Below are 18,450 nucleotides of genomic sequence, written 5' to 3' on the forward strand. Positions count from 1 at the left end.
CCGCGCAAGGGAGAGGCCTACGGGGCACAGGCACGGCGCTAGCCCCTCGCCTCACTCGCGCAGGCGGGAATCCAGCAAACAGCAGCGCGCCCGGTTGATCCTATGAACCTGAATTGTAGGTTCCCCCACCGCCCCCCCGCCTTCGCGGGAATCCAATGAGCAATCAAACCCGCTACTTCTTTGAATGAGAGATGAATGAACAGCGGCCTAGATGACGCAAACGAATCGTTTCTTGACGATTCAACCTTACGGGCGCTGCAACTGCCTGGCTCCCGTGGCGATTGTCAGCGCCTGACCTTTCCCCCCACCTATAAGGTGTCTAGTCCTAAAATAGATCCGTCCCCTTTTCTCCTTTTCTCTACTGGGCGTAATCGATACGCCCAGCCTTCGTTTTTTCAGCGCAAGGTATAGCCGTTGTCGACTACAAGGTCCTGACCATAGATGCCACGTGATGCCGACGACAACAGAAAGAGGATGCTGTCGGCCACCGCATCTGGCTCAAGGAATGTCCCGCCAAGCAGTCGTTGGTTAACACTGCCGGCGACTTCTGCTAGCTGATCTTCGGGTAAACCCAAGGTTGACCAGATAGGGGTGGCAGTCGGCCCAGGGGATACAAGGTTGATCCGGACGCCCTGCGCTGCCATCTCTACAGTCAGGGTTCGCACCTGGGCTTTGAGTGCGCTCTTCGAGGCAATGTATGCCGCCAGCCCAGGAAAGCTCAGCGCGGACAGGAAAGTTCCGATGAACACCACCGAGGCCGGGTTTGCAAGTTGATCGCGCAGTACGGCCAGGGTGTTCAGCGCGCCGGCGCCGTTGACCGCCCATTGTCGCTCGAATGCCGCGCCGTCCAGGCCTTCCGCAAGCTGGGCGATGCCTGCATTAGGTAGTAGGTAGTCGATGTCTCCGTACTGGCGCGCGCACTCGGCGAGGGCACAGAGGTCGGCACTGCTGGTGACATCGCCCTGCAACCACATCAGCTTGTCGCCATAAATCACATGCAACCCATCCAATTCACCGGGGTGGCGACTCATCGTCAGCACCCTGGCCCCGCGATTTAGCAATGCCCGAGTGGTTGCCAGGCCTATGCCAGAGCTAGCACCAGTCACTACAGTGAAACGATCTTCAAATAAATCAGTCACGATGTCTTCCTTTCTGAGTACCGAGAGCGTGTCGGTGCTGCAGAGGCTGCAGAACCATTTTGCCGCGGGGCACTTAAACAAGAAGCCCGCCGCCGTAGCGCCGCGGGCATGGCCGATAAGGCGCGAGTCGCCCCAATCGGTTGAGATGCCTCTCTGCGCGGTCAGACCTCCAGTTCGCTGGCCGGGCCAAAGAACTCGTAGCGGGATTGGTGCTCGGGCACGCCCAGGTCGCGTAGCAGCTTCTTCACCTGGGCCATGAACGGCTTGGGCCCGAGGAAGTAGGCGTCCAGATCGCGCTCGGCGGGTAGCCAGCGGTCCAGCAGCTCATGGCTGAGATAGCCCATGGCGTCGGCCTGGTCGCCTTCGCGTGGCTCGCTGTAGCAGAAGAAGCGGCGAATCTGCGGATGCTGCTCGACCTGTGCCTCGATCCAGTCGCGGAAGGCATGCAGGCCGCCGTGCCGCGCACAGTGGATGAAGTGAACCGGGCGACCGCTCTGGCGGGCGATATCCAGCATGGCCAGGGCCGGGGTGATGCCGACGCCCGCGGTAATCAGCGCCAAGGGCTTGGTGGATTCGCGCAGCACGAAGTCACCGGCCGGCGGAAACAGTTCCAGGGTGGAGCCGACTTGCACCTGGTCATGCAGGTAGTTGGAGACCTTGCCCTTGGGTTCGCGCTTGACGCTGATGCGGTATTCGCGGCCATTGCTGCTGGCGGAAAGCGAGTAGTTGCGGCGCATTTCCTCGCCATCGATCACCAGGCGCAGGCCGATGTACTGGCCTGGGGCGTGGGCCACGATCGCACCGCCGTCCACCGGCGCCAGGTGGAAGGAGCTGATTTCTTCGCTCTCCACCACTTTGGCGATCACGCGGAACTGACGACCACCGCGCCAGCCACCGATGGCCTGCTCATTGGTCGCGTAGGTCTGCTCTTCGGCACCAATCAGAATGTCCGCCATTTGGCCGTAGGCGACCTTCCAGGCTTCGATCACCTCATCGGTGGCGACCTCCGCGCCCAGCACTTCGCGAATGGCCCGCAGCAGGCAGGTCCCGACGATCGGGTAATGCTCCGGCAGAATTTGCAACGCCGCGTGCTTGTTGACGATTTGGCTGACCAATGGCCCCAGTTGTTCGAGCTGGTCGATATGCCGGGCATACATCAGCACGCCGTTGGCGAGGGCGCGCTGCTGGTCGCCGCTGGCCTGATGCGCCTGGTTGAACAGCGGACGCACTTCGGGGTACTCGGCAAGCATTATCTGGTAGAAGTGCCGGGTGAGCGCTTCGCCGCCGCTTTCCAGCAGCGGAACGGTGGCCTTGATGATCGCGGTTTGGTGGGTAGACAACATGCTGATCTCCTCGCAGGATTGTCAGTGACGGGATTCGTGGATACGGCCGCGTTCCAGGGTGACCTGGTCGCCGACCGAGAACTGTTGATGGGGTGTGCGAATGGTGTGCACCAGGCCAGCGTCGGTGCGCACCTCGTAGGCACGCTGGCTGAGCCCGCTGGCCTCCTGGGTGGTGCCGCCGAGCCAGGCGCCGACGACGCCTCCGGCCAGCGCGCCGATCGGGCCGCCGAGGCCGCCGACGATCACGCCGGAGAGGCCACCGAAGACCTGGCCGGTGCGGTTGTCGTCGACGGCCTTCTCGATCTGGGCGGCGTGGAGGGTGCTGGACAGGCCGAGGACGGCGACCAGGCTGCAGAGGGTGACTCTCTTCATGGCGGTTTCCCTTACGTGGTAGCTTTGGGTGCTAATGACGTATCAGGAACTGTGCCAATAAATTTAGCGTTTAAAATCAATAAGATAAAAAATTAAGTGTCACATTGACTACATCTGTGCGCTGTCATAAAGACTTCTAATGTAGTCATAGTGACCGCAAGCGCGTTGTTGCAGGCCCTGATTTCACTGGTTGCCGACCTGTCCCGCGACCTCAGCAACGAAGAGCGCTACCGGCGCCTCCTCACCACGGTGCGCAAGCTCTTTCCCTGCGATGCGGGAAAAGGGGGCGGAAAAGCGGGCTGATTTATTTTATTACTCCGAATGTCAGCTTCAGCCAAAAGCTGTCATCCGAACGCCGACGCCCAAAGCGGACGCTCAACACCCTCCACAGAGCCAGTGAGCCTGGACCTGTGTTCATTGAGGGCATTAGAGGGGCTGTCCCCGACGACGCAGGGTTCAGCCGTTTTCGCGACCATATTTGACAAGGCAGTTGACCTTCCACGGGCCATTTTGGCCCGTGGCGTGAGGCCGCGGGCACAACACCCCATGGCCGCCCTCCGCCCACGCTGAACTCGCCACCCCACTACGTCTCCACGTGCAAAAGTCGCACCTGGCAGCCGACTCTGCGCTGACCCTACCATTCGTCTCCGAGGCATGGCACCGCCCTTGACATCGATTGGTTTCTGCGTAGGATTACATACATCGCATACGATTTAAGCGTATACGATACATAAACCTAACCTATCAAAACATTGAGGAATCACCCATGAGCAAGATCGAAAAAGTCCTGGTCACCGGCAAAACCCACACCACCGTCAGCAGCGCTGGCAACACTTCGCGCGGCCATGATGGCAGCCTCGACATCCAGCTCTCATCGCCTGGAAACGCTAAACCGGCGCACGTCTTCGCAGCCACTCAGCCGCACCCGACCGCCGAGCAGTTGTTCGCAGGGGCATGGTCGGCCTGTTACATCGCTGCGGTCGGGCTCGTGGCCAAGGAGATGAAGGTGGCGCTGCCAGCCGATCTGTCCGTCGACATCGAGGTCGATCTGGGTCAGACCGGTCAAGCCTACTTCCTCCAGGCCCGCTTGAATCTCCGCGTGCCGGGCTTGGCGCACGACGTCGCGACGGAGCTGGCGCACGCTGCAGACCAAATCTGCCCGTACTCGAAGGCGACACGCGGCAACATCGACGTAGCCCTGAACGTCCTCACGGCGTGACGCACCGCGCGGCCGGTTCGACTTTGCCATGCTCGTCGAACCGGCCGCCCGCCTCCACCGCAACCGAAAGTTAGAGCAATGCTGATACGATCGCACACGATGTATAGTTTGGCTCTTGTGAGACATCAGTCTTCGGCTAATGAGGATGCACATGAAATCCACCGACAAGGCAGCCCCCGAGAACCTTAAGCTCTCCGATTTCCTGTGTTTTGCGACCTATTCTGCGAACCTGGCCTTCGGCAAGGCATACAAGCCGATGCTCGAGCAGCTTGGCCTTACCTATACGCAATTCATCACCATCGTTGCGCTATGGGAGGAAGACAACCAGACCGTCGGCAGCTTGGGCGAAAAGCTGTTTCTCGAATCGAACACGCTCACGCCGATCCTGAAGAAGCTGGAGGCGATGGGCTATCTGGAGAGGCGGCGCGATCCCGAGGACGAGCGCCAGGTGCGGGTCAGCCTGACGAAAAGCGGTCGACGGCTGCGCGAAGGACGCCCGGAAATGAGCCTCGCCGACGCGACTGGCCTGGCGCCGGACGAGTTCGTGCTAATACAGAAGGCGATCGTGACGCTGCGCAACAATCTCATCCGTTCGACGAAAGCCGGGGAATGAGTGCTTACCGGCTGGATTGACGCAATCCCGTTTCACACCGCGGCGCGTCGAGAGCGCGCCGCAATGATCCGCGCCGGACACGCGGTAGCGAAGGCAAGTGCGGATTGCCTGACCGTCGCGGGTGCCTCTCGGCGCATCGGGATTCAAAGTCCCTCAGCTCAGCTTCGGAACCCGCCATAAAGCCCTGCTTGACAGGTCGCTACTGGCTGACGAACGCCTGCTAGGCGTGCGTACCGGACGGACTGCTTTCGTGGCTACCGTCCGACAGCTACAGGCCGTTTCGAGCCGGTTAGGCGGCCCGCTGAAGTGCTCACCCTCTCATGATGCAGCAGTAGTTAACCTCGTGCCTTATGTGAACGAGCGCGTCAGCGAATTGATCGCCGAATGCGGAGACCAGTTGATCGGCGCGGGGTGGCTGGCGCATGGCCGTGGGACATCGAAGAAAAAGAGGAAGCGGTAATGGCTGATGAGCAGCAACCGACGGCGGAAGCCATAAAGCAGCGCGAGAAGCGCTAGAAGAAGGCTGCGGACGATGCCACAAAGGGTATCGGCCGATTTAATGTCGAGGTCGCTGGCGTTTTCATGCCAGACCTCAGGCGGCTGATGAAAGAACACGGTTTCAACAACCAGCAGGCAGTGCACCAGAACCTGCTGCGAAACGTGATCGCCGCCGACTTCGAAACTGCTGCTTGGATGCTTAGCTGTGTCACGACACCTTTTGAAATTACTGAAAAGGTGTCGCGCATTTTCATAGAAGGAAGCATGAAGGAAGTCAGGCGAGATCCGGGTGACCTGCATGCTCATTCAGTCGATAACGCATTGCTGGCATGGATGCAAAAGCCAGGCCCCTAGGGAGTGGCTGGCTTAGCAGTCTCTTGTTCAGCGCGCTTTTTTTGATTTCGACGTTCCGGCATTACTCAACCCTTTCGTGTTGTGATCTCCCGGAGTAGACGTTGAAATAGCAGTGGCTTTAGTTACGCCCCGCGCATCTTTGGAATGTGCGATTCCAGAGGTCGTAGAACCATGGCCGCGATCATCATTGCGATCACTGCCGTAGTGGTTGCCGCTTGTACCATGGTCGCGAACAGACTTGCCGGAATGATCGCTGCTCAGTCCGTTACCGTGGCCGTTGCTGCTAGAGCCGCCGGAGTGACCTGAACCGCCGTGGCCACCACCTTCCTTGGCGTACGCAGCGTTCATGATGGACAGATCAGCAGGGAGTAACGGGGCGGCTGCAAGCATCATGGCGCATGACATTACAGCAACGAGACTCTTGTTTTTTAAAAGCATGGTTGCTTCCGTGAGGGTTGATATCGCGTGTCTTTTGACGCGTTCAGCCTCTGACAGTTCAAGTCCTGCGACAAACGGAAGGCAGTGTGCACTTGCCAAATAGACACACTGGCAAGTGAGACTCCAGCGAGAACTGCATGAAGGTGATGCCAATGGCGTTCATCACCCAACCGTCAATCGAGAACATTGTTGAGGACTTCGTAAATGATACCGGTGGCCACGGCGACCAGTATCAGGTCCGTACCTGCCTGCACCCAGTCGTAACCGTCATAGTGCGGGAGGCGCTGCAGCAACCGGCCATCCAGCTTCTTGGCGATGCCAGGAGGTAGCGGCTTGCCTCGGGCCAGGTTCTTCTGGATACCCGGAGGTAGCGAGGAGCCGGAAGACCAGTAGTTGCGATTGTCACCCAGGATCACCTGGATGCCGCCGATGTGGATCCGGGGGCCGTCACCTTTGCCGCCGTAATCGAAGGACGCAGCTCCATTATCGCCGTGGTGATCCTTCTTGCCCTGCCCTTTGCCGTTGCCGGGATCGGCAAGTGCCAGCGGCGTGCCAAGCAGCACGACAACACCAGTGAGAACAACAGCTGCAGATCTGAGCTTAGTGATCACATCGATCCCTCGGTTTGTCCGGATACCGGATTAGATCAGGCGCACTGCCGAAGTTCCATCCCCACACCGCCCGCCAGCCGCACCAGCGGCCCGGCATCGCTCGACGTGGGGAAGTGCATACCCGACCCGGAAAACCTTACCCCTTTCTGGAAAAACTTTTCCGCCCCCCTGCTGCGGCACGGCGGCGCTTTGCCTGGAGAAAACCATGTCCCTACCCATTACCGGGCTTAGCGATGAAGAACTCGAGGATTATGCCGGCCTTCACCCCGAAGCCGCGCAAGAGCTTGCCGCGCGAATTGCCAGCGGGCAGTTCATCAAGAACGACACCGTCGCCGAGCTGAAAGAGGAGCTGTCGAACGCCAACGTTGCGCTCGATGAGGCCGAGCGCGACCTGGATAATCTGCGAGACGCAACGCGCGAGGCTATTCGGGTAATCACTGACGAGAAAGGCAATCCAGTGCTGAACAAAAAGACCAAGGCGCCGCGGGTGGGACTCTGCGAGTTCGTGCGGGCGCCGGCTGAATCAGCCGCCTGCCCCACCCTCGCCTATTGCGCTGAACATCAGGCGGACTAGCAGACAGCTCAAGTTCGCTGGATCGGGCCACTGACCAAGAAGCAGCTTGTCCGCTAGTCGTCAGCGTCCAACCCTCCGCTGCTGCCACCAGTCAGAGAATGCTCGTAGTGTTCTTTGAAAGCCTCCGCAGCCACAATTGCAGCGCTTTGGACCTCCCAGTAGTCGAGCCTCACATCCTCGTCGCTCAAGTCTGGTCCAGAACTGAGGAAATCCCCAACTGCGTTGAACGCTTTGGCAGCCTCGCGTGCGAGCCGGTCGGCTATCTGCCAATAGTTTTCCTTTGCCATGCTCAGACCCTCCAAGAATTGGGTCAAGAGAGTTAGGCACAGCATCATGCAGCGCGCCACCCTCCTCGGCCTTACTTCCATGCCCGATGCGCAGGCCGAGTGGGTGGCGTAAGCAGAGTAGATCACGGACTCATCAGTCAGGTCGAAAGAGAGTGACGATCTTGATGCCACCCACCCTACCCGGCCAGCATCCTTGCACGATGCGATGGCCGGGAGGGGATTCGAAGAGATTATCCCGCAATCGCTGGGTCGACTTTGTTGGCGGGGTCGTGTTCAGTCACCCAGTAAGCGGCGAACCCTGGGCGCACTCCGATGAAATCCGAAAAGTGCTCTGGATGCCGGCGACCAAGAAGGCGGGCGTTCGCTACCGCTGGCCATACCAGACCCGCCACGCCTACGCCTCGATGATGCTGTCGGCCGGTGAGTATCCGATGTGGGTGGCCCAGCAGATGGGACACAAGGACTGGGCTATGATTGCCAGAATCTACGGACGCTGGATGCCATCAGCGGACGCCGGTGCCGGAGCTCGCGCAGAACAGCTTTTCGCCGCTAATGACAGCTTAATGCCAACTTCCGCCCTGGAAGTATCGTGATCCCGGCCTGCGCGCAAGGATACTAAACTGGCGCCCAATGTCACTGGCCCACGAAGACACTCGATCTACACTGAAGCCACAGCCTGGAGAGCAAAACCCAGGCCCGCCCCGCCGCCGTGATTCAGCGACCAAACAAAAACAGGAGGTGTGCCATGGGCACGCAAACCGCCGAACGTTTCACCAGTTTCGCCGAGTTCTACCCCTACTACCTGCAGGAACACAGCAACTCGGTCTGCCGCCGCCTGCACTACGTTGGCAGCCTGCTGGTGCTGAGCATCCTCGGCTATGCCCTGTTCACCCAACAGTGGCTCTGGCTGCTGGCGCTACCGCTGGCCGGTTATGGCTTCGCCTGGGTCGGCCACTTCGTCTTCGAAAAAAACCGCCCCGCGACCTTCGACTATCCGTTCTACAGCCTGATGGGCGACTGGGTGATGCTCAAGGATGCCTTCACCGGGCGAATCAAGTTCTGAATCAGTGGCCTGCACGCGCAGGCCACTGCAGACCCCGCCAGGTTGCGCCAGACACAGCACAGACGCGCCTGGAAATGTCCGACAACATCCAACGAGAGGACGCCTGATGAACGCCCATGCCCGCTTCACCCACATGGAAGACGGAACCGCCGAAGACTGGGGCATCATCGCCCAGAACTTCGCCGCCTACGCCAAACAATTGCCTGACCGCATCCTCACCCACCTCAAGCTGCTCGATGGCGACTTCGGCGGCTTCCCGGTCGATCGCCTGAGCCACTCCCTGCAAACCGCGACCCGCGCCCACCAGGACGGGCGCGACGAGGAGTACGTGGTCTGCGCGTTGCTGCACGATATTGGCGACACGCTTGGCTCCTACAACCACCCCGATATCGCCGCCGCTATCCTCAAGCCCTTCGTCAGCCCGGAAAACCTCTGGATGGTCGAGAAGCACGGGATCTTCCAGGGTTACTACTTTTTCCATCACCTGGGCATGGATCGGCTCCTGCGCGAGCAGTTCAAGGATCACCCGCAGTACCTGCCGACCATCGAGTTCTGCGCCAAGTATGATGCGGCAGCCTTCGACCCCGAGTATCCCAGCTTGCCGCTGGCGTTCTTCGAGCCGATGCTGCGCCGAGTCTTCGCTCAACCGAAAAACTCGATTTACACGGCCGCGATGGAACAGGCCTAAAGCCAAGACCTGTAACCACTGACTCCCCTTGCGCCGCCTTTCGGCAGCCATGCTTGGCTGCCGAACCTTTGCTGGTTATGATCCTCGACCGATCAAAAGCTTGGCCTCTGTCTTGCAGAGCGCATAGACGTCCGTCAGAGACGTCAGAAAACCAGCAGGGACCGTGTCACCACCATGAAGCCAGTCCATCTCGAGCGCCGCCATACCGACCTACCGTCGCTGCCTCTGCGCGAGTACTACTCCCGCGTACTGGCCTATATCGCCACGGCCGCCAGCATCGCGGCAGGCACTTATGTGCAGTATTTCGGCTATGAAATCCTCTGGCTGGTGCCCTACGCCCTGCTTTACCCGCACCTGGCGCATCACCTCAGCCAGCGTTTCAAGCGCGAGCACCCACAACAGACCGACCTGGTACTGCTCTTCATCGATGCCCTGCACGCCGGTGCCGGCGTGACCTTGCTGGGTTTCTCGGTGGTCCCGAGCCTGATGTTCCTGCTCACCCTGAGCTTCAGCGCGCTGATCATTGGCGGCCTGCGCTACCTCGGGTTGTCGTTGTTGATCGCGGTCAGCGGGCTGGTGCTGACCAGCGTCATCGTGCAACCCGAACTGAAAGCCACCACGCCGACCCTGGTGGCGCTGGTCAGCACGCTGTTCACCACGCTGTACATCAGCATTACCGCCTACTTCATGCACCAGCAGGGCATCCGCCTGAGCATTGCCCGCGGCGAAATCAAACGCGAGCAGGAAAAGGCCGCGCGGCTGGCGCGCAACCTGGCCAAATACCTGTCGCCGCAGGTCTGGGAGTCGATCTTCAGCGGCAAGAAGAGCGTGCGCCTGGAAACCCAGCGCAAGAAACTCACGGTGTTCTTCTCCGATATCAAGGGCTTCACCGAACTGTCCGAGGAGCTGGAAGCCGAGGCCTTGACCGACCTGCTCAACACCTACCTGAACGAGATGTCGAAGATCACCCTGAAATACGGCGGCACCATCGACAAGTTCATCGGTGACTGCGTGATGGTGTTCTTCGGCGATCCGGCCAGCCAAGGTGCGAAGAAGGATGCGGTGAACGCGGTGTCCATGGCCATCGCCATGCGCAAACACATGAAGGTGCTGCGCCAACAGTGGCGGGCCCAGGGCATCACCAAGCCGCTGGAAATCCGCATGGGCCTGAACACCGGCTACTGCACCGTCGGCAACTTCGGCGCCGACACACGGATGGACTACACCATCATCGGCCGCGACGTGAACCTCGCCAGCCGCCTGGAAAACGCCGCCGAGTCCGGCGAAATCCTGATCTCCCACGAGACCTACTCGTTGGTCAAGGACGTGATCATGTGCCGCGACAAAGGCCAGATCAACGTCAAGGGCTTCACCCGCCCGGTGCAGATCTACCAGGTGGTGGATTTCCGCCGCGACCTCGGCGCCAGCTCCAGCTATGTCGAACACGAGCTACCCGGTTTCTCCATGTACCTGGACACCAACGGCATCCAGAACTTCGACAAGGAACGGGTGATCCAGGCGCTCAACGTCGCAGCCGAGAAGCTGCGCGACAAGGTGATTCTCTAAACCCGCCGGGTGGCGCCGAAAAACCGGCGTAACCCGGCCGGGGAAACCTCCGACAGCGCCGCCCGACTTGCCACTGCTACGGTTTGGCGAAGGCTTCTGCGACTTCGCACGGTTCGCCATCGAGCAGCGGCTGTTGCGCCAGAAACTCCAGCGCCGAAGCTCGCCAGGACTGTCGCCCCGCCCGTTCGGCACAAACGCTGCGATCCAACGCCAGCGCTGCCAGGCAGGCCCTGGCCAGATCCTCATCCAGCGCGCCGGTAACGCCCGCCTCCAGCACGTCCAACGGTCCGGCGACCGGAAAGGCCGCGACCGGCGTGCCGCAGGCCAACGCCTCCAGCATCACCAAGCCATAGGTGTCGGTACGCGAAGGAAACACCAGCACGCTGGCCTCGCCATAGGCCTGGGCCAGCGCCTGGCCATGCTGGTAACCGAGAAAGCGCACCTGCGGATAGCGCGCCTGCAACTCGGCACGCTGCGGACCGTCGCCGACCACGCGCTTTTCGCCAGGCAAATCGAGACGCAGAAAGGCCTCCAGGTTCTTCTCCGGAGCAATCCGCCCGACATACAGGAATACTGGCTGAGCCGGCTGCGTACAGCTCGGCGACGCCTGGAACTGGCGCAGATCCACACCCTTGCGCCACAGCCCCAAGCGCTGCAGCCCCCAGCCGGCGAACTCGCTGCGCAAGCGTTCGGTCGTCACCAGCACCGCCTGGCTCGGGCGGTGAAAGGCGCGCAGGTAGGCATAGCCCCAAGCCAGCGGAATTCGTGGCCAGCGCGTGTGTACATACTCCGGGAAGCGCGTATGGATCGCCGTGGAAAAAGCCAGGCCGCGCTTGACCAACCAACGCCGAGCCGTCCAGCCGAGCGGGCCTTCGGTGGCCAGGTGCACGCAATCCGGGTGGAAGTCGCGGATCGCCGCACCGACTTTCCACACGTCCCACACCAACGGAATCTCCGGATAGGTCGGGCAGGGCCGGTGGCGAAAATCCTGCGGCGACAACAGTTTGACCAGATGCCCCAGCCCGCGCAGCTCGGCGACCAGCGCTTGCAGGCTGGTCACCACGCCATTGACCTGTGGCAGCCAGGCATCGCTGACGATCAGGATTCTCATGCCGCCGGCTCGACCGCCAACACCTGCTGGGCCGCCTGCTGCGCCTGGCGCGCCTGATCGTCGGCCAGCCGATACAGCTCGATGCTGCCGTCCAGGTGTTCGATCAACGCCGTGCAGGACTCGACCCAGTCGCCGCAGTTCATGTACTCGACCTCGCCCATCTGGCGGATCTCGGCATGGTGGATATGCCCGCAGACCACGCCATTGAAACCGCGCTTGACGCATTCGTGGGCAATGGCTTCCTCGAAGTCGCTGATGAAGTTCACCGCGCTCTTGACCTTGTGCTTGAGGTACGCCGAGAGCGACCAGTAGCCGTAGCCGTAACGGCGGCGCCAGTGATTGAGCCAGCGGTTGAGGGTCAGGGTGAATTCGTAGGCCGAGTCGCCGAGGAAGGCCAGCCAGCGGTGGTAGCGGGTGATCACGTCGAACTGGTCGCCATGGATCACCAACAGCTTGCGGCCGTCGGCGGTGATGTGCTCGGCTTCGTCGACCAGTTGAATATTGCCGAGAATCAGCTTGGAGTAACGGCGCAGAAACTCATCATGGTTGCCGGTGACGTAGACCACTTCGGTGCCGCGCTTGCTCATGGTCAGCAAGCGGCGAATCACATTGGTGTGCGCCTGCGGCCAGAAGATGCCGCTGCGCAGCCGCCAACCGTCGATGATGTCGCCGACCAGGTAGACCTTGTCCGCCTGATAGCGCTTGAGGAATTGCGACAGATGTTCGGCCTGGCAATCGCGGGTGCCCAGGTGCACATCCGAGATCCAGAGGGTACGGACGCGTTGCTTGCGGCTGGGTTTGACGAGCTGAGCACTGCTCATGGGGCGGCCTCCGGCAGGGTTTTTCCGAGCTTGAGCGCTGGCGGTGAAAGCCGCATGACAAGCAAACGACAATCTGATGACAGCGCCAACGCCGGCAACTGCGGGTAGACTGAGCGCCTCAGCCGAGGAAACCGCGATGCGCTCGATTCTCTCCCTGCGCCACTACAGCCATGACCTGATCGCTCACAGCCACGAGCACGCCCAACTGGTGTTCGGCCTCAGCGGCCAATTGGACTTCGAGGTCGGCGGGCATGGCAGCCAGGTCACCCGCCAACGCCTGGTAGTGGTTCCCGGCGCAACCCACCACGCCTGCGACAGCCCCAGTGGCAGCCAGTGCCTGGTGCTCGACGTACCGCCCCGCGAGTGGTTGCGCAACACCCTCGGCCCCCATGCGGACAGCAGCCTGCGCCTGCTGGAAAAACCCGCCGCCCGATGCCTGAGCCCGGCGCAGAATCAACTGGTCAACTGGCTGGCCGCCAGCCCGATCGATGACCCGGTCATCGCCCGGCAAGGCGCGGCCCTGCTCCTGGCCAGCCTGGCGACCGAGGACCACGGCGCCGCAGCAACCCCGGGATTGCCGTTAGCCGCACTGGACAGTTACATCGACCAGCACGCCGCGCACCCGCTGCAGGTCGCCGACCTGGCACGCCTGAGCGGTTTGTCCAGCGCGCGCTTCCACGCCCGCTTCCTGGCTGAAACCGGACAAACACCGATGGAGCATGTGCGTAGCCGTCGCCTGCAACGGGGGCTGGAACTGTTGCGCAGTACGCAACTGGCGGTCGGTGAGATTGCCGCCCAGGTTGGCTATAACTCACAAAGCGCCTTCACTGCGGCCCTCGCCCGCCAGTTTGGCGCCACACCCCGCGGCCTGCGCCGCGAGTCGCGCGACAATTCCCGCTAGCCGCGCGACAGACAGCCCCACCCGCAGCCCCTAGACTGGCGCCATTACATCAGTCACGGTGCAGGCAGCATGGAAACGATCGAGTGGCAGGATTTCGAGCGCGTGGAACTGCGCGTCGGCACCATCCGCAGCGTCAAAGCCAACGAAAAAGCGCGCAAACCGGCCTATGTGCTGGAAGTCGACCTCGGCCCGCTGGGCCTGAAAACCTCCAGCGCCCAACTCACCGCCCTGTATGCCGCCGACAGTCTGGTCGGCCGGCAAGTGCTCTGCGTGTGCAACTTCGCGCCGAAGTCGATTGCCGGTGTACGCTCGGAGGTCCTCGTCACCGGAGCCTATGACGTGGAGAATCGCGTGGTCCTGGCCAGCTTCGACCACCCCCTGGCCAACGGCAGCCGCCTGGCCTGAACCAAGGACACCCATGAATCACCGCTCCGCCCTCACCGCCCTGCACTGTGGCGCCCTGCTGTTCGGCTTTACCGGCGTACTCGGCAAGCTCGCAGCCACCACGCCGGCGATGATCGTCTTCGGCCGCGCCGCGTTCGCCGTGCTGGCACTGGCGGTATTCGCCGGGCTGGTCACACGCACCTCCTGGCAACGCCTGCGCGTCAGCGACTGGGCGCGTTTGACCCTCGGCGGCCTGCTGCTGGCCGGGCACTGGGTGAGTTTTTTCATTTCGGTGAAAGTCGCCGGGGTCGCCATCGCCACCCTGGGCTTCACCAGCTTCCCGGCCTTGACGGTGATACTCGAAGGGTTGATCTTCCGCGAACGCATTCGCCGCCATGAAGTCATTCTGGTGGCGCTGGTGAGCATTGGCCTGGTACTGGTCACGCCGGACTTCAACCTGGCCAGCGGCGCCACGGTCGGGCTGCTCTGGGGCATACTTTCCGGTCTACTCTTCGCCTTGCTGTCGCTGATCAACCGCGCCGGCTCCGGCAAGGTCGCACCGGTGCAGGCCGCCCTCTGTCAGAACCTGGTCGTCGCGCTGTGCCTGCTGCCCTTCGCCGTGCCCACTTTGCCCAGCGTATCGGCGCTCGACTGGCTCTGGCTCGCACTGCTCGGCGTGCTCTGTACCGGCGTGGCCCACAGCCTGTTCGTCGCCAGCCTGGACGTGCTCAAGGCACGCACCGCCGCCGTGGTTTTCGCCCTGGAGCCGGTGTATGGGATCACCTTCGCCTGGCTGATCTTCGCCGAAACGCCGACGCTGTGGATGATCGGCGGCGGCGCGCTGATCATCTTCGCCATCTTCCTTTCGGCCCGGATGGGCGGCGCCAGCAAACCGCTGGAAGTGCTCGCCTGAGGGCCAGTTGACACTGTAACCACACCCGCTACCCCGGCACCCGGGATCAGCGAGACAGGTAAGGTTGTGCGCCCTACGCCGCAGCCTTCGTCATGGCCGCACAAGCGCAAAATCGATAAACGTTCGGTATGCGCAAGCCCCGACAAGGGCCGGGACGCGGACATTCAATCCCCTGCCGGCGCAACCCGATCGCTGTGCCCCAAGTCGCGCGCCGGGTCGATCTGATCGCGGACGCGCTGCTTGAGCACCTTGGCCTCGGGAAAGCCGCCATCGGCCTTGCGCTCCCAGATCTGCACGCCATCGCAGGTGATGCGAAACACCCCGCCGGTAGCCGGTTCCAGGCTGACTTTGCCCAGGTCGTCGGCAAAGGTCGACAACAGTTCCTGGGCCAACCAGGCGGCGCGCAGCAACCACTGGCATTGCGTGCAATAGGTAATGACGACTTCGGCTTTTGGATTGGACATGGCATGTACCCGAGTGCGCGGGTCGTCATGATAACGCCGACCCGCAAAAGGACGATGTGTAGGAGCGGGCCATGCCCGCGAGACATCCAGCTTGTCGCGGGCATGGCCCGCTTCTGCACGAACGTGGCTGGCTTCTATGGGTTAAGCGATCTTTGCCAGCAGCTCGGAAGCTTCGCGTTTTTGCTCCTCATCACCATCATTGATCAGCTGATTGAGGATGCTGCAGGCACTTTCCAGATCACCTTGCTCGATATAGGCCAGGGCCTGATTGAACCTGGCCAGGTTATCGCGGCGCGCCGCCAGGTGATCGAGGTCGCTCAACAACGCGCTGTCTTCGGCCAGCGGCTGGCTGATGAAGGCATCCTGCAATTCATCTTCAAACCAGCCTTCGTCGGCTGTTTCTTCGACCAGCATCGAGTTGGCGAAAGGACTGCGCGCATCGCGCTCCCCCGCGAGCCCGAAGTTTTCCGCGCGCGGGTTGCGGCTCGAATCGATCGTCGCCTGGCCGGGCGCCACAGCAGCAGCAACAGCTTTGTTGCGCGTCGGCGGTGAGAACGGGCTGACCAGGTCCCAGTCCGGGTCCAGGGAGAAGTTGTCCAGGTTGAGCTGGAAGTCGTCATCCGTCAGCTCATCCAGCAACGGCTGTGGCGGCGGCGTTTCGTCCAGGCTCAGCTCCAGGTCCAGCACGTCGTCCAAGGCATCCACCGGTGCAGCCACAAGCAGATCAGGGTGGCGAACCTTGAGCTGGTCTATGGGCGCGGCGGCAAAACCGGAGTCGCGCAAGATTGCCTCTTCCTGGCTGAATCCCCGCGCATCGCCCATCTGCGCCAGCACCTCCAGCAGACGGAAGCGGATATCGCTGCGCTGCGGCTCGGCAGCCAAGGCGTTGCGCAAGGTGGCGGCGGCTTCGTTGAAACGCCCGTAAGCAATGTAGATATTCGCGCCTTCAAGCGTGTCGTTAGCACCGGATGAACGACTGGCGGCCACCGGCACCGGCGCCTCGGCCCGTACAGCGGTGGCCTTGGGCGGTTGCACCAGCACCTGCGGAATGACCTCAGCGGACTCAGGCATTGCCTGATCGTCGGACTCGGGCTGGACCACGACCTGACGGCTGTTGCGCCAGAACAAGCCGATGCAGCCGGCGAGCAACACCATCAACAGCGCTACAGCGGCGCCGATCCAGTTGTTTGCAGCCGACCCGGCCGGCTCGCTCGCCGCTACCGCAGGCAGTTGAGCGTCTACCGCCACAACGGGCGCGGGAACGGGTTCGGCGGGCGTCTGGCGGGCGGCCAATTCGGCCTGCAAGGCCGCCACTTGCTGGTCCTTGCTGTTCAACTGCGCCTGCAACTGCTGGAACTGCAGCTGCAGGTCGGCCATGCTCTGTTGCAACTGCAGGTTTTCTGCGGCGTGGCCGGCCAACTCCTCCTCGACCTGCCGCTGCACTTGCGCGATCAATTCGGCCTGCGGGTCAACGGGCGGCGGTTGCGGTGTCAGTGGCTGCGCAGTGGCAACAGCCTCCGGCGCTTGGCTTGCTGGCGCAGCGCTGACGGCCGTATCCGGCAATAACAGATAAGCCCCGGCGCGCAGGCGATTGATATCGCCGTTGGCGAAGGCCTGCGGATTGAGGGCCTGGATATCGCCCATCAGGCGCTGTTGCGAAGCCGGGCTACCCGCGCTGCGCAAGCGCGCGGCAATGGTCCACAGGCTATCGCCGCTGGCGACCTGATAACGCTGCCCGAAGTGGGCGCTCGGCATGACGCGGGGCGCGGCAACAGGCGCCTTGGCCGCCGGCCGGCTGGCCGGTGCCTGAGCGACTGGCGCTTGGGCCACGCTGCGGTAGGCGGAGGAGCCGGGCGGATCGAGCAATACGGTGTATTCGCGGAACAACTGACCATTGGGCCGCGCCACTTCGACAATGAAATTCAGGTAAGGCTCATGCACCGGCTGGCTCGAGACGACGCGAATCACGCTCTTGCCACCGCGCAGCAACGGGGTGAAGCGCAGGTCGTTGAGAAAAACCAGGCGATCGACGCCAGAACGGGTGAACACCTCGGCAGGCGCGAGCCGCACGCGCATGTCGCTAGCGCTGAGGTCGGCGACTTCGAGTAATTCGATTTCGGCCTCTAATGGCTGGTTCAAAGCCGAATGCAGGGTGATCTCGCCCAGCCCCAATGCCGGCACCAACCCTGAGTAGAACGCCGAGCCTGACGCCAAGCCAATCAACAGTTGTCGAACCCGAGTAGTCATGCGACCTCTCCCTGTACTCCACTCCGGATAAGTGCACCACTGCACGCCTTAGCGTGAGCATCCGTTGGTGGTGCAAACAAACGGTGCAGCAAATTCTTGCGTCGGGGCCAAACGTCCCTGTCAAACCCGGCTGATTATGGCTATGTTTTGCGGATTTTCGCGTTTTTGTAACGCGCAGCAATAAGGCATACCGCCATGATACGCAAAAGCATGGAAAAGCAGTCACTAAACCGCGTGAGAAAATAGCGCCCTGCCACTCAGCCTGATCGAGCCAGCGGCCGGCGCAGCCGTTGCTCAGCGTTTTTCCAGGTTGCTCAGAATCCGCGCATGCACCTGCTGGCAATGGCGCAGCTCCTCTTCACCAATGCCATCGAAGAGTTCCAGGCGCAGCTGCGTGGAAATGGCTTCGATCTGCTCGATCAGGGGCCGCGCCGAGGGGTTCAAAGCGATCTTCTTCGCCCGCCGATCCTCCACTACCGCGTGGCGGCTGACCAAGCCCTGGGCTTCCAGACTGTCGAGCAAACGTGCCAGGGTCGGGCCTTCAACCCCGACGCTCTGCGCCAGCTCACGCTGGGTCGGCAATTCGCTGAAGCGCGCCAGGTGCAATAGCACCAGCCAGCGCGCCTGAGACAGGCCCAGTCCGGCCAGGCGCCGGTCCAGCTCGGCGCGCCAGGAACGGGAGAGTTGAGCGAGCTGCATACCAAAACGATGTTGATCGGTGTGTGACATAAATGAAGGCTCTTGATTGCCGCCAAAGCTAATTATTAGCCAGCTAATCATAACCTCAGCCACCGAGCAAGATCTTGACACGCCCATGGCACCCATTCAGGCCCGTCGCGAGCAC

The 18,450-nt window shown here is 61.8% G+C and carries 22 protein-coding genes and 1 pseudogene; 11 read left to right on the forward strand and 12 right to left on the reverse strand.

Going from position 1 to position 18,450, the window contains the following annotated elements; genetic code table 11:
- Positions 1 to 395 precede the first annotated feature (395 nt).
- From AC3IYG_RS15565 to AC3IYG_RS15575, 3 genes are all read right to left on the reverse strand, one after another.
- Positions 396 to 1,139 (reverse strand): SDR family NAD(P)-dependent oxidoreductase, encoded by a 744-nt coding sequence (locus AC3IYG_RS15565; RefSeq protein ID WP_489309861.1) that lies wholly within the window; start codon positions 1,137 to 1,139, stop codon positions 396 to 398.
- A 161-nt stretch (positions 1,140 to 1,300) separates the two neighbouring features.
- Positions 1,301 to 2,482, reverse strand: coding sequence for an NO-inducible flavohemoprotein (gene hmpA / locus AC3IYG_RS15570; RefSeq protein ID WP_489309863.1), 1,182 nt, complete (start codon positions 2,480 to 2,482; stop codon positions 1,301 to 1,303).
- A 21-nt stretch (positions 2,483 to 2,503) separates the two neighbouring features.
- Complete coding sequence (locus AC3IYG_RS15575) at positions 2,504 to 2,854, reverse strand: hypothetical protein (RefSeq protein WP_489309865.1); 351 nt, start codon at positions 2,852 to 2,854, stop codon at positions 2,504 to 2,506.
- A 150-nt stretch (positions 2,855 to 3,004) separates the two neighbouring features.
- On the opposite strand from AC3IYG_RS15575, the gene AC3IYG_RS15580 reads away from it, so the two are divergent.
- The 3 genes from AC3IYG_RS15580 (at position 3,005) to AC3IYG_RS15590 (ending at position 4,686) form a co-directional block, all read left to right on the forward strand.
- Complete coding sequence (locus AC3IYG_RS15580; protein WP_489309867.1) at positions 3,005 to 3,157, forward strand: hypothetical protein; 153 nt, start codon at positions 3,005 to 3,007, stop codon at positions 3,155 to 3,157.
- A gap of 463 nt (positions 3,158 to 3,620) precedes the next feature.
- Positions 3,621 to 4,073, forward strand: coding sequence for an Ohr family peroxiredoxin (locus AC3IYG_RS15585; protein ID WP_489309869.1), 453 nt, complete (start codon positions 3,621 to 3,623; stop codon positions 4,071 to 4,073).
- A 151-nt stretch (positions 4,074 to 4,224) separates the two neighbouring features.
- Positions 4,225 to 4,686, forward strand: coding sequence for a MarR family winged helix-turn-helix transcriptional regulator (locus tag AC3IYG_RS15590; protein ID WP_489309871.1), 462 nt, complete (start codon positions 4,225 to 4,227; stop codon positions 4,684 to 4,686).
- Positions 4,687 to 5,034: 348 nt separating this feature from the next.
- Here AC3IYG_RS15590 and AC3IYG_RS15595 read toward each other — a convergent pair whose 3' ends face one another.
- From AC3IYG_RS15595 to AC3IYG_RS15605, 3 genes are all read right to left on the reverse strand, one after another.
- A complete protein-coding gene (locus AC3IYG_RS15595) occupies positions 5,035 to 5,490 on the reverse strand; it encodes a hypothetical protein (RefSeq protein WP_489332116.1) in 456 nt (151 codons plus the stop codon).
- A gap of 75 nt (positions 5,491 to 5,565) precedes the next feature.
- Positions 5,566 to 5,976, reverse strand: coding sequence for a hypothetical protein (locus tag AC3IYG_RS15600; RefSeq protein ID WP_489309875.1), 411 nt, complete (start codon positions 5,974 to 5,976; stop codon positions 5,566 to 5,568).
- Positions 5,977 to 6,149: 173 nt separating this feature from the next.
- Entirely contained in the window at positions 6,150 to 6,584 is a 435-nt protein-coding gene (locus AC3IYG_RS15605) for an anti-virulence regulator CigR family protein (RefSeq protein ID WP_489313929.1), read from the reverse strand.
- Positions 6,585 to 6,792: 208 nt separating this feature from the next.
- Here AC3IYG_RS15605 and AC3IYG_RS15610 point away from each other — a divergent pair, with 208 nt between their 5' ends.
- Positions 6,793 to 7,161: a hypothetical protein gene (locus AC3IYG_RS15610; protein WP_489309877.1), complete on the forward strand. Its 369-nt coding sequence runs from the start codon at positions 6,793 to 6,795 to the stop codon at positions 7,159 to 7,161.
- A 53-nt stretch (positions 7,162 to 7,214) separates the two neighbouring features.
- On the opposite strand, the gene AC3IYG_RS15615 is transcribed toward AC3IYG_RS15610, so the two are convergent.
- The gene (locus tag AC3IYG_RS15615) at positions 7,215 to 7,448 is read right to left on the reverse strand and encodes a hypothetical protein (RefSeq protein ID WP_489309879.1); all 234 of its coding nucleotides are present in this window, start codon (positions 7,446 to 7,448) and stop codon (positions 7,215 to 7,217) included.
- Positions 7,449 to 7,729: 281 nt separating this feature from the next.
- Here AC3IYG_RS15615 and AC3IYG_RS15620 point away from each other — a divergent pair.
- The 4 genes and pseudogenes from AC3IYG_RS15620 to AC3IYG_RS15635 form a co-directional block, all read left to right on the forward strand.
- Positions 7,730 to 8,041: pseudogene (locus tag AC3IYG_RS15620) on the forward strand (site-specific integrase); the annotation flags it as partial.
- A 152-nt stretch (positions 8,042 to 8,193) separates the two neighbouring features.
- Entirely contained in the window at positions 8,194 to 8,511 is a 318-nt protein-coding gene (locus AC3IYG_RS15625) for an Mpo1-like protein (RefSeq protein ID WP_489309881.1), read from the forward strand.
- Positions 8,512 to 8,617: 106 nt separating this feature from the next.
- Positions 8,618 to 9,199 (forward strand): HD domain-containing protein, encoded by a 582-nt coding sequence (locus tag AC3IYG_RS15630; protein WP_489309883.1) that lies wholly within the window; start codon positions 8,618 to 8,620, stop codon positions 9,197 to 9,199.
- A 174-nt stretch (positions 9,200 to 9,373) separates the two neighbouring features.
- Complete coding sequence (locus AC3IYG_RS15635) at positions 9,374 to 10,765, forward strand: adenylate/guanylate cyclase domain-containing protein (protein ID WP_489309885.1); 1,392 nt, start codon at positions 9,374 to 9,376, stop codon at positions 10,763 to 10,765.
- A gap of 76 nt (positions 10,766 to 10,841) precedes the next feature.
- Here AC3IYG_RS15635 and AC3IYG_RS15640 read toward each other — a convergent pair whose 3' ends face one another.
- Together AC3IYG_RS15640 and AC3IYG_RS15645 are read right to left on the reverse strand one after the other, a co-directional pair.
- Positions 10,842 to 11,876, reverse strand: coding sequence for a glycosyltransferase family 4 protein (locus AC3IYG_RS15640; protein WP_489309887.1), 1,035 nt, complete (start codon positions 11,874 to 11,876; stop codon positions 10,842 to 10,844).
- Positions 11,873 to 12,697, reverse strand: a complete 825-nt coding sequence (locus tag AC3IYG_RS15645; protein WP_489309889.1) for a UDP-2,3-diacylglucosamine diphosphatase — start codon at positions 12,695 to 12,697, stop codon at positions 11,873 to 11,875. Before AC3IYG_RS15645 ends, AC3IYG_RS15640 begins: the two co-directional genes overlap by 4 nt.
- Before the next feature lie 136 nt (positions 12,698 to 12,833).
- On the opposite strand from AC3IYG_RS15645, the gene AC3IYG_RS15650 reads away from it, so the two are divergent.
- From AC3IYG_RS15650 to AC3IYG_RS15660, 3 genes are all read left to right on the forward strand, one after another.
- Positions 12,834 to 13,598: an AraC family transcriptional regulator gene (locus AC3IYG_RS15650; RefSeq protein WP_489309891.1), complete on the forward strand. Its 765-nt coding sequence runs from the start codon at positions 12,834 to 12,836 to the stop codon at positions 13,596 to 13,598.
- Positions 13,599 to 13,667: 69 nt separating this feature from the next.
- Positions 13,668 to 14,003: a tRNA-binding protein gene (locus AC3IYG_RS15655; protein ID WP_489309893.1), complete on the forward strand. Its 336-nt coding sequence runs from the start codon at positions 13,668 to 13,670 to the stop codon at positions 14,001 to 14,003.
- 13 nt (positions 14,004 to 14,016) lie between these two features.
- Positions 14,017 to 14,895 (forward strand): DMT family transporter, encoded by an 879-nt coding sequence (locus AC3IYG_RS15660; protein ID WP_489309895.1) that lies wholly within the window; start codon positions 14,017 to 14,019, stop codon positions 14,893 to 14,895.
- A gap of 164 nt (positions 14,896 to 15,059) precedes the next feature.
- Here the strand turns inward: AC3IYG_RS15660 and AC3IYG_RS15665 are convergent, their stop codons facing one another.
- From AC3IYG_RS15665 to AC3IYG_RS15675, 3 genes are all read right to left on the reverse strand, one after another.
- On the reverse strand, positions 15,060 to 15,359 hold the full coding sequence (locus tag AC3IYG_RS15665; protein ID WP_489309897.1) for an Rdx family protein: 300 nt from the start codon (positions 15,357 to 15,359) through the stop codon (positions 15,060 to 15,062).
- A 141-nt stretch (positions 15,360 to 15,500) separates the two neighbouring features.
- Entirely contained in the window at positions 15,501 to 17,606 is a 2,106-nt protein-coding gene (locus tag AC3IYG_RS15670) for a motility hub landmark protein FimV (RefSeq protein WP_489309899.1), read from the reverse strand.
- A gap of 294 nt (positions 17,607 to 17,900) precedes the next feature.
- A complete protein-coding gene (locus AC3IYG_RS15675; protein ID WP_489309901.1) occupies positions 17,901 to 18,335 on the reverse strand; it encodes a MarR family transcriptional regulator in 435 nt (144 codons plus the stop codon).
- Positions 18,336 to 18,450 lie beyond the last annotated feature (115 nt).

The organism is Pseudomonas sp. KH_027 (genome assembly GCF_057838565.1).

Excerpts from the sequence above, each read along its gene's own strand:
- AC3IYG_RS15595 (WP_489332116.1), bottom strand. The coding sequence starts at position 5,490 with ATGAGCATGCAGGTCACCCGGATCTCGCCTGACTTCCTTCATGCTTCC.
- AC3IYG_RS15625 (WP_489309881.1), top strand. The coding sequence starts at position 8,194 with ATGGGCACGCAAACCGCCGAACGTTTCACCAGTTTCGCCGAGTTCTAC.
- AC3IYG_RS15635 (WP_489309885.1), top strand. The coding sequence starts at position 9,374 with ATGAAGCCAGTCCATCTCGAGCGCCGCCATACCGACCTACCGTCGCTG.
- hmpA (WP_489309863.1), bottom strand. The coding sequence starts at position 2,482 with ATGTTGTCTACCCACCAAACCGCGATCATCAAGGCCACCGTTCCGCTG.
- AC3IYG_RS15630 (WP_489309883.1), top strand. The coding sequence starts at position 8,618 with ATGAACGCCCATGCCCGCTTCACCCACATGGAAGACGGAACCGCCGAA.
- AC3IYG_RS15665 (WP_489309897.1), bottom strand. The coding sequence starts at position 15,359 with ATGTCCAATCCAAAAGCCGAAGTCGTCATTACCTATTGCACGCAATGC.
- AC3IYG_RS15645 (WP_489309889.1), bottom strand. The coding sequence starts at position 12,697 with ATGAGCAGTGCTCAGCTCGTCAAACCCAGCCGCAAGCAACGCGTCCGT.
- AC3IYG_RS15675 (WP_489309901.1), bottom strand. The coding sequence starts at position 18,335 with ATGTCACACACCGATCAACATCGTTTTGGTATGCAGCTCGCTCAACTC.
- AC3IYG_RS15660 (WP_489309895.1), top strand. The coding sequence starts at position 14,017 with ATGAATCACCGCTCCGCCCTCACCGCCCTGCACTGTGGCGCCCTGCTG.
- AC3IYG_RS15670 (WP_489309899.1), bottom strand. The coding sequence starts at position 17,606 with ATGACTACTCGGGTTCGACAACTGTTGATTGGCTTGGCGTCAGGCTCG.
- AC3IYG_RS15585 (WP_489309869.1), top strand. The coding sequence starts at position 3,621 with ATGAGCAAGATCGAAAAAGTCCTGGTCACCGGCAAAACCCACACCACC.
- AC3IYG_RS15615 (WP_489309879.1), bottom strand. The coding sequence starts at position 7,448 with ATGGCAAAGGAAAACTATTGGCAGATAGCCGACCGGCTCGCACGCGAG.
- AC3IYG_RS15655 (WP_489309893.1), top strand. The coding sequence starts at position 13,668 with ATGGAAACGATCGAGTGGCAGGATTTCGAGCGCGTGGAACTGCGCGTC.
- AC3IYG_RS15640 (WP_489309887.1), bottom strand. The coding sequence starts at position 11,876 with ATGAGAATCCTGATCGTCAGCGATGCCTGGCTGCCACAGGTCAATGGC.
- AC3IYG_RS15650 (WP_489309891.1), top strand. The coding sequence starts at position 12,834 with ATGCGCTCGATTCTCTCCCTGCGCCACTACAGCCATGACCTGATCGCT.
- AC3IYG_RS15590 (WP_489309871.1), top strand. The coding sequence starts at position 4,225 with ATGAAATCCACCGACAAGGCAGCCCCCGAGAACCTTAAGCTCTCCGAT.
- AC3IYG_RS15575 (WP_489309865.1), bottom strand. The coding sequence starts at position 2,854 with ATGAAGAGAGTCACCCTCTGCAGCCTGGTCGCCGTCCTCGGCCTGTCC.
- AC3IYG_RS15600 (WP_489309875.1), bottom strand. The coding sequence starts at position 5,976 with ATGCTTTTAAAAAACAAGAGTCTCGTTGCTGTAATGTCATGCGCCATG.
- AC3IYG_RS15610 (WP_489309877.1), top strand. The coding sequence starts at position 6,793 with ATGTCCCTACCCATTACCGGGCTTAGCGATGAAGAACTCGAGGATTAT.